Genomic DNA, 12649 nt, shown 5'->3' on the forward strand with positions numbered 1-12649 from the left:
TCACTGGAACCCGCATGATCTTCAAACGCCTGAGCACCAAGTTATCTGTGATGTTCGGTGGGCTGTTTTCGGTGGCCCTGCTGATGATCGCGCTTGCCTGCTACATGGCGGTGGTGTCCTATGCCCGCACTTCGGTGCAGAAGGAGCTTCAGGCGTCGGCCAGTGTGTTCAACCGCATCTGGACGTTGAAGTCGGACTCCCTCCAGACCAACGCGGTGTTGCTGTCGCGCGATTTCGGCTTCAAATCTGCTCTGGCGACCAAGGATACGGCGACGGTCGAATCGGCGTTCACCAATCTGCAATCGCGTTTGAATATTCAGAGAGGCTTGATTATCGGGCCTGACGGCCAGCCAGTGGTGGGCGAAAAGGGTGACCTGGGTCAGGCATTGGCTAGCGCCCTGGCCTCCAAGAACGAATTCAACGCCATCAACGGTATCGTCGCCGTCGACAGTCATCCCTATCAGGCTGTGGCCGCCCCGGTCATGGCGCCCGACCGCCAGGGTTGGGTTGTCTTCGCCCAGCGCCTGGATCAGGCCGAAATGCAGAACCTGCAAGGCCTGTCGTCCATCCCGATCAAGGCATCGGTTCTGACGCAAACGCGTGGCGGCCTATGGCTTGGGCCGCAGGAGCAGGCCAATGATTATAAGCCCTCGACCCTGAGCTTCTTCATCGACCAGAGTCTGCAAACCAACGCGGCCAGCATGATCAAGAGCGGCCACGGCACCATGATCGCCGTGGCGACCTCATTGCCCAATCTCGACGGCAACCAGAAGAGCGTTCTGCTGCTGAGCTATCCGTTGAACGCAGCATTGAAGTCCTATCAGCCCTTGCTGACCGTGCTCTTGGGCATTGGTCTGTTCGGCCTGATGTGCGTGGTGCTGTGCTCGCTGTATTTGGCGCGGAATTTGACGCGGCCGATTCTGGCGTTGAAGGATGCGGCATTCGCCTTGCGCGATGGCCGTCCAGGTCAGGTCAAGATCACCACGCACGACGAAATGGCCGATCTGGCCTCCGCATTCAACGACATGGCCGTGTCGATCGAAGACCGTGAACGCGACATTACGCGCCTGGCCAAGACGGACGTGGCGACCGATTTGCCCAATCGTTCCGCCTTCGAAGACCACATCGCCAATCTGCGCGATAAGGGGACGGAAAATGGTGTCGTCGTGGTCTGTATCGGTATCGACCGCTATACGCAAATTCGCGCCGTGTGGGGCGTATCCTATGCCCATACGCTGGTGTCGCGCCTTCAGGATATTCTGGTCCGCATCTTCTCCAATGCCTATATTGCCCGTCTGTCGGCCGATACGTTGGGCCTGTGCCTGTCCCCCTGCGAGGCCACCCAGGCCATGCCGCTGGCGCGCGCCATCGCCGCACGTCTCGATAAACGTATCAGGGTAACGGAAGACCAGAGTCTGGACGTTATGGTGTCGCTGGGTGTCTATCATATCGCCAACGCCCGTCCCACGCCGGATGAGATGATCGAACGCGCCCTGATCGCCCTGGATCGTGCGCGAGCGGGCAAGGCCAAGGTCGCTCTGTTCGACCCGCGTATCTATTCCGAACTGGCCGATACCCTGCTGCTGACCGACCAGTTGCATGCCGCCTTGGCGAGCAAGGCGTTGCAGGTCTGGTATCAGCCGAAATTCAGTTATCGCGAAGGTCGCGTCACGGCGGTCGAGGCCCTGGTGCGGTGGAACCACCCGGAGCGGGGTTTCGTGTCGCCGCAACGCTTTGTCGCCATCGCCGAGGAAACCGGTGCCATTCGCGACCTGACCACCCAGGTGCTGCAAACCTGTCTGGCAGACCAGGGCCGGCTGAAGTCGGCCGGGTTCAATCTCGACATCAGCATCAACTATTCCGGCCGCCTGCTGTCTGACGAAGCCTATAACGCCAAGGCGCTCAGCCTGTGTGATCAGGCGGTCGGACAGATATGCCTGGAAATCACCGAAACGGCGGTTATCGAAGACCCGAAGATCGGTCTTGACGCCATCAATACCTTCCGCAGCCGCGGGCTGGAAATATCGATCGACGATTTCGGCACGGGCCTGTCGTCTCTGGCCTACCTCAAGCAGATTCCGGCCAATGAGCTGAAGATCGACCGATCCTTCATTATGGAAATCGAGAGCGGTCAGCGGGATGCCTTGCTGGTGCGTTCCACAATCGACCTGGCTCACGGCTTGGGTATGAAGGTAACGGCGGAAGGCGTGGAAACCGCCGCGTCGTTCACGCTGCTGCAATCGATGGGGTGCGATATCGCGCAGGGCTATGGAATCGCCAAGCCCATGCCGTTCGGCGAACTGGTGCTGTTCCTCAATGACTTCATAGGTGTTGGCGAGGCCAAGACGAAGATGCCGACCTATCGTAATCGAAAGGCAGCTTCCTGAAAAATGGCGGCATGGCCAGCATATCGGCGAGGCGGACTGGCGCTCCTTCTGGTGGGCATGGCGGCCGTGCCGGCGATGGTCCGGGCTGAAACGCAGCTGTTCGATTCGGCAACCTACACAGCCTGGGCCGATCTGCGCCTGGCCTATGCCGACGGAGAGCGAAGCTGGCTCGACGGTGGATTTGGCAAGCTGCGTCACGGTGGCGAAACCGCCGCGGACATTGCCCAACTGGCCATTTTATGGAAGCCGCAACTGACAGATACCGTATCGGGCTACGTTTTGCTTCAAGGCGTTTCGGATGCGGCCGTGCCGGTTGGAGTAGAAGAAGCCTATGTCCAGTGGCGACCGGTCCCGCGGTCTGGTTTTCGCTTCAACATGCGTGCCGGCCAGATGTTTCCGCCGATATCCATGGAGCATGACGGGACAGGGTGGACCGTCCCGCGTACCCTGACGCCGTCGGCCATCAACACCTGGATCGGCGAAGAGGTACTCGTACGCGGCGTTGAAATCAGCGGCCAGGCCAATGTCTGGGGACAGGGCGTTGGACTGACGCTTGGCGGTTTCACGCGCGACGATACGGCGGGGACGATCCTCAGCTGGCGGGGCTGGGCGCTTCACGACATATCGTCGGCCGAAAATACGGCCCTGCCTCTGCCGGAGGGCCAAAACCAGGGCTGGTATCGTTTGTTCAAGACGAATCAGGCGGCACAAAGCCGGCCGATGGTCGAGGTTGACGAGCGTCTCGGCTATTATGCGCGCATCGATTGGCGCCCGCCGGCGCCTTTTGCCCTCAACCTCGAAGTCTACGACAATCAAGGCGACCCCATGGCCCTGCGCAACGGTCAATGGGGATGGGCGACGCGCTTTTATAATGTGGGAGCGGCTTACCGGCTCAATGCGCAAGATGAACTTCTGACGCAATATATGGCCGGCCATACGGCGACGGGCTGGGCGGTAGGGCAGGGGCGCCGCGTGGTCGATGTGGACTTCGAGTCGGCCTATATGCTGTGGTCACGGCGTCTGCAAAGCGGTGGCCGCTTAAGCGCGCGCTTCGATTGGTTCGGTGCGAAGGACTATTCCAGACGCGCGGTCGATGACAATGGTGAAACCGGCTATAGCGCCACATTTGCCTGGCTGAGGCCGGTGAGTGATCATTTGGACTGCGGCCTTGAGGCCTTGCATGTCATCAGTGACCGTCCGGCGCGGGTGACGCACGACCTGTCGCCGAAGCAGGCGCAAACGCAAATTCAGGTGGCACTTAAGCTACACCTGTAAGGGCTTCAAAGGCCAGCTCGCCGTATTGATAGGTTGTTTACGCCATTCACCCGAAATCTGGACGCAGGGCTGCAATTTGAGGTTTTGCGATATGGCGTCTTTCACGCATGTTGCAGCGCATTGCGAGCACATTAAAAACGGTATTATATGCTTGTTTCTTAAAAAATGGCGTTACGTCATCTTTTTAAGATTAAAACGCCATAAACCCTTGAAAAGCGTAATAACTTGTCAGGGATTCAAGGAGAATGGCGGAGAGGGTGGGATTCGAACCCACGGTGGGCTTGCACCCACGCCGCATTTCGAGTGCGGTACATTCGACCACTCTGCCACCTCTCCGTATTCAAAGGGGGAACCGCACAAAGTCTTTATTTTATAAAGAATTTTTGTGCCTGATTCTGGACGGCTTGCGCCGCCGGGGTCGATCAGAGGGCGTGTCTCTACTGAAAGCCAGAACAAACCGCAAGTGTTTTTCCGGCGTTTATGGAATTTTTATAATGCACCCCCCTGGTGCTATAGCTTTTTAACGGTGATGTTTGACCTATATACGGCAGGTACGGCTTCATTCCGACTAAGCGTGTCTTTCAGGTGTCAGTTATCCTGAAAGGCGCTATAAAAGCGCATAATTCGCTCAAATACGCATTTGGGTGCTATGCAAAACGAGTTCGGAAAGTTATGAAGCAGAGTACTAAGGTTTCAGTCGAGATGATCGGCTGTTCGTTGGATGGCCATGAGAGGGCAATAACATGAAACTCAAATTGTTGGCGGGCGCTGCTCTCGCCGCGATGGCGGTAGCGGGTGCCGCTGCTGCAGAACAACCTACCGGTTGGTACGGGGCGCTTGACCTCGGTTACAACTGGAAGTCGGATTACAAGGCACGTTCGGAAGGCAATATGCCTGACGGCGGTCCTTACGTTTACAATGTATCAACTGATGACGACTGGGCCGGCTTCGCCCGTCTCGGTTACCGTTACAGCCCGAACTGGCGTGTGGAACTCGAAGGCGGCTACCGCCCGGGTGATATCAGCAGCGTTCGTGGTTTCCCGCGCACCTATCCGGGTTCGACCGCTTTGGTCGACAGCGGCATCTGCACCACCGGCGTAATCCGCGCTGCTGGCGATGCTTGCGGTTCCCCCAAGGGTTCGTTCGAACAAACGACGCTCATGGTCAACCTGTACTATGACATTCTGCCGGAATCGACTTTCCACCCGTTCGTCGGTGCGGGCGTCGGTCTTGACAGCGTGAAGGCCAAGATGCTCGGCCAACTGTCGACCAGCCCTCGGGATGGTGTTGCCGATCTGAGCATGGTTGGCAAGGATACGGTTCCTGCCTATCAATTGCTGGCCGGTTTGGCCTGGGAACTGTCGGATCGTCTGAGCCTCGACGTGACCTACCGTTATCTGGACGCTGGCAAGGCGACCTTTAACGCGGGCATCTCGCCGCTTTCGGCTGCTGCGACGACGGCTGGCTGGCAACAGCCCGGGACCTTCTCGGGTAAGTTCAGCGATCAAACTCTGACCGTTGGCCTGCGTTGGTCGTTCGGCGAAGAAGCGGCTCCTCCGCCTCCGCCGCCTCCTCCCCCGCCTCCTCCCCCGCCGCCGGTCGTGGCTCCGCCGCCTCCGCCGCCGCCCGCTCCGGTTGCTCCTGCCTATGAAGCCCGCGAATTCATCGTGTACTTCGAATTCGATAAGTCGGACCTGACGGCTGATGCGCAATCGGTTGTCTCGGCTGCCGCTGACTACGCCAAGGCTGGTAATGCTGCCCGTATCGTTGTCGTCGGTCACACCGACACCTCCGGTTCGGCTGCTTACAACATCCGCCTGTCGGAACGCCGCGCTAAGACCGTTGCTGATGCCCTCGCTGGCCTCGGCGTTGACGGCTCCAAGCTGGCTGTCGACTGGAAGGGTGAATCGGCTCCGGCTGTCGCCACCGGCGATGGCGTGAAGGAACCGCTGAACCGTCGTTCGACCATCGACATCACCTTCTAATTTGACGGTGAAGGACTTCGGTCCTCGTCAATAAGTCGAAGTTAAGACACAATTGCCCGGCCTGACGTCACGTCAGGCCGGGTTTTTGTTGTTCTGATTGACGGACGAAGCGCGTCCTCGGTGACGTCGAAATTAAGACATAATTGCAAGCGTGACGCTACGTAAGGCTAGAATTTGGCTTTATAATTGAGGGCTGGGGACTTCTACTCATATCAATAAAGTCAGAATTTGGGCGTCGTTTCCTGCCTGATTTTCGTCGGACAGGCTTTTTGTTGTTCTGATGTCGCAAAATGCTGGACAATATATCTCAATAAAAACAGCGATATCTTTGCGTTGCACCGCAATATGTGTTGCTGCAATGCCGCAACACGTTGCGTATGTGACAATTGTCACAAAACGTTCATAGGATTTGTAAAAAAAAAGTTATAAAGAGCCCTAGAGATCAATCCGGCAAATTTTTTTTGAACCTCCGAATACGCATAGGCGATGACGCCCGAGTTGCGTGCCGAGGACCTGTGTCGTGTTGCCTTTTTTGTTTTAACCTGGAGAGGGATACTCCTTATGAAGTTCACCAAGTCTATCATTCTGGCCGGTACGGCTCTGACGGGCCTGTTCGCTACAACGACCTATGCCCAGACGACTGGCTCTGATGCTGTTGAAGCGACTGTCGTTGTCACTGGACGCCGTGGCGTAAAGTCGATCGATGGCGCTTTGACCAAGGAATCTATCTCCAAGTCGCGCTCGACGATTACACAGGACTATATCAAAACCCAAACGCCGGGGCAGACCATCCTCCAGACCATCAATCTGGTCCCGGGTGTTAATTTCACCAATAACGATCCCTACGGCAATTCCGGCGGCAACCTGCGTATTCGCGGTTTTGACGGCAGCCGCGTCTCCCTTACGTTTGACGGCGTCGCCCTGAACGATACCGGCAACTATGCAATCTATTCCAACCAGCAACTTGATCCGGAACTGATCGAATCGGCCGCCGTTAACCTTGGAACGACCGATGTTGATAGCCCGACGGCTTCGGCGACCGGTGGTACGGTTTCCTACAAGACGGTAAAGCCCACTAAGAACTTTGGTGTCGATGCCACCGCTTCGCTGGGATCCGACAATTATACGCGCGCCTTCCTCATGGTGAATACCGGTGAAATCGCGGGCTTCACCTCCTTCCTGACCTACTCCCAGACCCAGTACGACAAGTTCAAGGGCCCGGGCAAGATGAATAAAAAGCAGGTCAACGGCCGTATTTATCGCACCCTGAATGACGCCGGCGACTTCGTCAGCGTGTCGGCTAACTGGAATGTGAACCGCAACAACAACTATCGTAATCTGTCGATTGCGCAGTTCCAGGCCAACCCGAACCTTGATTACGACGCGACCTGCGTTCAGACAGTAACCGGCACGGGTGGTGCTCAAATTCAGTCGGGCTGTACCAACTTCTATGGTCAGCGTATCAACCCGTCGGATACAGGCAGCTTGCGCGGCCAATTCAAGTATCACATCCTGCCCAACTTGGTGTTCACTTTCGACCCGTCGTTCCAGTATGTTCTGGCCGAAGGCGGCACACAGTTTGAAAACGTCAAGGAAAAGGACAGCCGCCTCGACCTGTCGGGTACCGACACTGCTGGCCCGGGTGTTGACCTGAATGGCGACGGCGATACTTTGGACACCATTACGCTGTGGCGTCCCGCGACCACCAATACGCACCGTTATGGCGTCTCAACCTCGCTGATCTGGGACCTCAATGACAACAACCGTATTCGTGGCGCCTATACGCTCGACTACGGCCGTCACCGTCAAACGGGCGCCTTCGGCTATCTGAAGGCCGATGGTACGCCGGTTGATATCTGGGGCGGGCGTGACAATATCGCCAATGCGGTCAAGGCTGCGGACGGCAATGTGCTGCAGAACCGCAACCGTTTCTCGATCGCCAAGCTTGAACAGTTCGCCTTGGAATATCGTGGCCAGTTCTTCGAAGACAAGCTGACCGTCAATCTGGGGGTTCGTTCGCCCGTTCTGACGCGCGAGCTGAACAACTACTGCTACCAACCTTCGGGTGGCGACTTCCCGCGTTGTACGACTGAGCCCACTACGGGCACACCGACGGCTTCGGGCAATGTCTTCCTCGTTGGCGGTGGTACGACCCAGTACATCCCGCCGATCAAATTCAAAAAGGAATACAAGAAGACTCTGCCGAACCTCGGCGTCTCCTACGCCTTCACCGAAACCCAGTCGGTCTACGCGTCTTACGCCGAACAAATTTCGGCCCCGCGTACAGACAATCTCTACAAGTATAGCCGTGCCGCCGCTGCTGGTTCGCCGCTCGTTGTCTCGGTCGCCGAACCGGAAACCACTCAGTCGATCGACCTCGGGTATCGCTATCAGTCTTCGACCATCCTGCTGTCGACCGCCTTCTGGTCCACCAAGTTCAAGAATCGCCTAGTGACGACCTATGATCCCGAAACCCAACTGTCGATCGAACGTAACGTTGGCGACGTCGATCAATACGGCTGGGACGGTCAGGTTGGCTGGCAAGCCACCAAAACCCTGTCACTGTACGGCTCGGCATCTTATAACCATGCCAAGCTGTCGAACGATCTGCAGTTGACCGCCACAACCTTCCTGCCGACCAAGGGCAAGATGTTGGTGGAAACGCCGGAATGGACCTATAGCGGCCGCGTTCAGTGGAACATCCTGCCGGAAGTTGAACTGGGTCTGCAAGGCAAGTATGTTGGCGAACGCTTTACGACCGACGTCAATGATGAGAAGGTCAAATCCTATACGACCTTCGATTTTGACGCCAGCTACACCCTGCCGTTTGCCAAGTCGACCGTCCTGCAAGTCAACGTCACCAACCTGACCGACGAAGTTTACCTCGGTTCGCTGGGTTCGGGCTTGAATGCGCAGACCGTTTTGGATGTCGATCCGAACACGGCTGGCAATCAAAGCAAGGCCGGCGTGACGACCTTCCACTATCGTGGCGCGCCGCGTACCGCGATGATCACGTTGCGCACCAAGTTCTAAGACTTGATGTTCACCATCTGACAAAGAACGGCTTCCGGGTTTCCGGGAGCCGTTTTTTTATGTAAATCGTGGTCAAATCGCCCGGCCCTGTGCTAAGAGCCGGACTATCCTGGAGACCAATCTCCGAGTGACCAGAGCCGCAGCGGATCGTCGTCCGCAGAGGCCAATTGGCGGGAGTCATCATGACACGTATCGTTCCGGCGGAGTGGGAAGCGCACAAGGCCATCTGGCTCGGCTTTCCCAGTCACGAAAACCTGTGGCAGGAAGACCTGATCCCGGCGCAGGCCGAGGTGGCGGCGCTGGTGCGGACCCTGTGTGAGCTGGGTGGCGAACACGTCAAACTGATGGTGATGGGGGAGGCGGCGCGCAGCGCGGCGCAGGATCTGCTGGGCGATCTGAAAACCCTGGACATCGTCGAGGGCCGTTTTGGCGATATCTGGTTCCGTGACACCGGTCCGATCTATGTCAGTGACGATGCCGACGATGACGATCTGCATCAGGCCCTGCCAGTCAGCTTTCAGAACAATGGCTGGGGCGGCAAATATCACCTGAAGCACGACGACGAGGTGGCGCTTCAGATCAGCCAGGCCGATGGTTTCGCCCACACCGTGCAGGATTTTATCCTGGAAGGCGGCGCATTGGATCATGACGGCCACGGTACGGCGCTGACCACGCGGCAATGCCTGCTCAATCCCAATCGAAACCCGGGTTGGACCCAGTCCCTCGCCGAAGAAGCCCTGTTCCAGTCCCTGGGTATCCGTAAGGTGATCTGGCTGGATGACGGTATGCTCAATGACCACACCGATGGTCACGTCGATAATCTGGCGCGTTTCGTGGCGCCGGGTGTCGTGGCCTGTCCGATCGCCTATGGCCGTGACGATCCCAACGCCGCCGTCTACGACGCGACGGCCAAGCTGTTGTCGTCCCAGACCGATGCCCGCGGCCAGCCGCTCCAGATCGTGCGCATTCCGTCACCGGGCGAAGTGCTGGACGAGGATGGCGAAATCATTCCGGCTTCCCATATGAACTTCCTGATTGCCAATGATTGCGTGGTCGTGCCGATGTATAACGACCGGCCGGGCGAACTGGCGGTTGAGGCGCTCCAAATCCTCTTCCCGGAACGTCAGGTGCTTGGCCTGTCGTCGCGTGCCATCCTGACCGGCGGCGGCAGTTTCCACTGCATTAGCCAGCAGGTGCCGCTCATCAAGGCGTGACCCCGCGCCCCCTTTTTTGACCATGCCGGAATGCCAATGCATTCTGGAAATGGAGTATGATAGTCATGACCCGTACCGTGTCCGTCGCCGCCATCCAGACCGCCTATGGTTCCGACATGGCGGCCAATATCGCCAAGACCGAAGCCTTTGTGCGCGAAGCCGCCGCTAAGGGCGCTCAGGTCATACTGCCGTCGGAACTGTTCCAGGGCGAATATTTCTGCGTGTCGCAGGAAGAAAAATGGTTCGCGACCGCCTTTGCGTGGCGTGAACATCCCGCCGTCCTGGCCATGCAAACGCTGGCGCGCGAACTGGATGTCGTTATCCCGACCTCTATCTACGAAAAGGAAGGCCCGCATTATTTCAATTCGCTGGTCATGATCGATGCCGGCGGCGAACTGATGGGCGTCTACCGCAAGAGCCACATTCCCGACGGTCCCGGGTACCAGGAAAAGTACTATTTCCGCCCTGGCGATACCGGCTTCAAGGTCTGGGATACCCGGTTCGCCAAGGTCGGTGTCGGCATCTGTTGGGATCAATGGTACCCCGAAGCTGCCCGCGCCATGGCCTTGCAAGGCGCCGAACTGCTCATGTATCCGACCGCCATCGGGTCGGAACCGCACGATTCAGAACTCAACACCGCCGCGCCGTGGCAACGCATCATGCAAGGCCATGCGGTCGCCAATGTCATGCCGGTGATCGCCTCCAATCGTATCGGCACCGAAAGCCTGATTTCGCCGCAGAACGGCGCCGGCCAGACCTTCTATGGCCATAGCTTCATCGCCAATCACCGCGGTGACAAGGTCGCGGAATTCGGCGCCGGGGAAGAGGGCGTTCTGGTGGCCCAATTTGACCTCGACTTCCTCAATACGCACCGCGCCGCCTGGGGCTTTTTCCGCGATCGCCGCCCGGAATTGTACACGGCCCTGGCCTCGCCACGTCCTGCGCTATAGCCGTTATTGCGGGATCAGGAGGCCTTGCGCCTCTGCCGCGCTCAACAGCCGCCACTTGCCGGGTTTCAGATCGCCGAGCGTCAGATTGCCCATCTGCGCGCGATGCAGGCTTTCGACATGGTTGCCGACGGCAGCGAACATACGGCGAACCTGATGATATCGCCCTTCATAAAGGGTAAGGCGCGCCGTTGTTTCACCGGTCACCTCTAGGAAGGCAGGCTTCAGCGCGTCCTTTTCGCTTTCCAGCACGAGCGTGCCAGCGGCGAAGACAGCGGCATAGTGGTCTTCGATCGCTCGGGCGCAGGTCACTTCGTAAATCTTGGCGACATGATTTTTCGGCGAAATGATCTTGTGCAGATAGTCGCCATCGTCGGTAAACAACAGAAGGCCCGACGTATCGGCGTCGAGCCGCCCAATGGTCGACAGGACCGGTTTGCGTTCGGCGAACCGTGACGGCAGAAGTTCATAGACAAGCCGCCCGCGATCCTTCAGCGAACAGACATAGCCCGTCGGCTTGTTGAGCATCATCACCATGCCGAAGGCGGGGTCGAGCGCCTTACCGCGGTACCGGATCTCTTCGTGCGCAATGTCGGTATCGTCGGACAGCGGCGTCCCGGCGGCATCGGTGATGGCGCCCATGCGGATCAGCGTCTGCATCTCCTTGCGCGATCCGTAGCCCAGATTGGCGAGGCGCTTGATCAGCTTCACTTGCTGACACCCTTCGGTCCGACGGCGCGGAAGACCTTGTAATAGCCGTTTTCGGCGGCGACGCTGACCGACTTGAAGACGCTGCTCAACGTCTCTTCGTAAGGCAGGTGCCGGTTGGCCACCAACCACATCTGTCCGCCCGAAACCAATGCCCGTGCCGCCGAAACGATGAACGCCTTGCCGATGTCATGGCGATCGGCGCGGTCTGTGGCGTGGAAGGGCGGGTTGCTGATGATGGCGTCATACGGGCCGGGGAGGGGCTTGGTGGCGTCCAGCCAGTGGAAGGCGACCCGCTCGCCATAGGCCGCCAGGTTTTGCCGCGCCATCTCAAGCGCGCGACCTTCCGCTTCGATGGCGTCGAGGTGGGTGACCGCTGGATTGCGTTTCAGCACCTCGTCGGACAGGAAGCCGAAACCGGCCCCCAGATCGGCCACCTTGCCCTTGAACGTCGATGGCAGGTGTTGGGCCAGCAGGCGCGATCCCGGATCGAGATGGTCCCAGGCGAAGACGCCGGGACGGCTGACGAAGCGGCCCTCTTCGATCTCGCGCGGCGCGTCCAGTTGCCGCCAGTCCGCGATCAGGGCGGCATTGGCGCGAGTGGCATCGACGCGGGCCCAGAAGACGCGGCACTTGTTCTTCGACTGGCTGGATATATTGCCGGCCAATGCCTTCAAATCGCTCTCGACGGTCTTGGCGCCTTCGTTGTTGGACACGGCGGCCATAACGATCCCGCCGTCCACTGTCTGCGTCAGGGCGCGGGCCAGAAGGGCACGATATTCTTCGCGCTGGCGCGGCGGCAGGACGATGGTCAAGCCGAAGGGGCCGGCATCGCTATTGGCCATGGCAAAGCCCGCGCGAAGCAGGGCGTCGTGCTGCGGTTTGAAGCTCTGTTCACAGAGCAATTTATCACGCGCAATGTCGTCCAGCGCGTCACCGGAGCGGGCACGCAGGAAGAGGGCGGGGCCGTTGGCGGGCCAATCGATGGCGCCGCTTTCGAGCGGCAGGAACAGGGTATCTAAGACAGGATCTTGCATCGGCTGGCTATCGCACAGACAGCCGCAAAAGCAAACTGCCTTGCATATATTTCTGAAATATCA

The 12649-nt window shown here is 58.4% G+C and carries 8 protein-coding genes and 1 tRNA gene; 6 read left to right on the top strand and 3 right to left on the bottom strand.

The window, feature by feature from the left end:
• Positions 1-14 precede the first annotated feature (14 nt).
• Together RCJ00_RS16280 and RCJ00_RS16285 are read left to right on the top strand one after the other, a co-directional pair.
• A complete protein-coding gene (locus RCJ00_RS16280; RefSeq protein WP_316223264.1) occupies positions 15-2387 on the top strand; it encodes a bifunctional diguanylate cyclase/phosphodiesterase in 2373 nt (790 codons plus the stop codon).
• A gap of 3 nt (positions 2388-2390) precedes the next feature.
• Positions 2391-3662, top strand: coding sequence for a hypothetical protein (locus RCJ00_RS16285; RefSeq protein ID WP_316223265.1), 1272 nt, complete (start codon positions 2391-2393; stop codon positions 3660-3662).
• Between the two features lie 246 nt (positions 3663-3908).
• Here the strand turns inward: RCJ00_RS16285 and RCJ00_RS16290 are convergent.
• A tRNA-Ser gene (locus RCJ00_RS16290) sits at positions 3909-3998 on the bottom strand.
• 407 nt (positions 3999-4405) lie between these two features.
• Between RCJ00_RS16290 and RCJ00_RS16295 the strand changes: the two genes are divergently transcribed.
• The 4 genes from RCJ00_RS16295 (at position 4406) to aguB (ending at position 10844) form a co-directional block, all read left to right on the top strand.
• Complete coding sequence (locus tag RCJ00_RS16295) at positions 4406-5647, top strand: OmpA family protein (protein ID WP_316223267.1); 1242 nt, start codon at positions 4406-4408, stop codon at positions 5645-5647.
• A 561-nt stretch (positions 5648-6208) separates the two neighbouring features.
• Positions 6209-8680: a TonB-dependent receptor gene (locus RCJ00_RS16300; RefSeq protein ID WP_316223269.1), complete on the top strand. Its 2472-nt coding sequence runs from the start codon at positions 6209-6211 to the stop codon at positions 8678-8680.
• 182 nt (positions 8681-8862) lie between these two features.
• Positions 8863-9894, top strand: coding sequence for an agmatine deiminase family protein (locus RCJ00_RS16305; protein WP_316223270.1), 1032 nt, complete (start codon positions 8863-8865; stop codon positions 9892-9894).
• Positions 9895-9959: 65 nt separating this feature from the next.
• Positions 9960-10844 carry an N-carbamoylputrescine amidase gene (aguB, locus tag RCJ00_RS16310; RefSeq protein WP_316223272.1) on the top strand — a complete coding sequence of 295 codons (885 nt, stop codon included), beginning with the start codon at positions 9960-9962 and terminating at the stop codon, positions 10842-10844.
• Between the two features lie 3 nt (positions 10845-10847).
• On the opposite strand, the gene RCJ00_RS16315 is transcribed toward aguB, so the two are convergent.
• Both RCJ00_RS16315 and RCJ00_RS16320 read right to left on the bottom strand, forming a co-directional pair.
• Positions 10848-11552, bottom strand: a complete 705-nt coding sequence (locus RCJ00_RS16315) for a pseudouridine synthase (protein WP_316223274.1) — start codon at positions 11550-11552, stop codon at positions 10848-10850.
• Positions 11549-12586, bottom strand: a complete 1038-nt coding sequence (locus tag RCJ00_RS16320) for a class I SAM-dependent methyltransferase (protein WP_316223275.1) — start codon at positions 12584-12586, stop codon at positions 11549-11551. The genes RCJ00_RS16315 and RCJ00_RS16320 overlap by 4 nt, the downstream gene beginning before the upstream one ends.
• Between the last annotated feature and the right edge of the window lie 63 nt (positions 12587-12649).

The sequence above is a fragment of the Asticcacaulis aquihabitans genome, assembly GCF_032490435.1.
Taxonomy (GTDB): domain Bacteria; phylum Pseudomonadota; class Alphaproteobacteria; order Caulobacterales; family Caulobacteraceae; genus Asticcacaulis.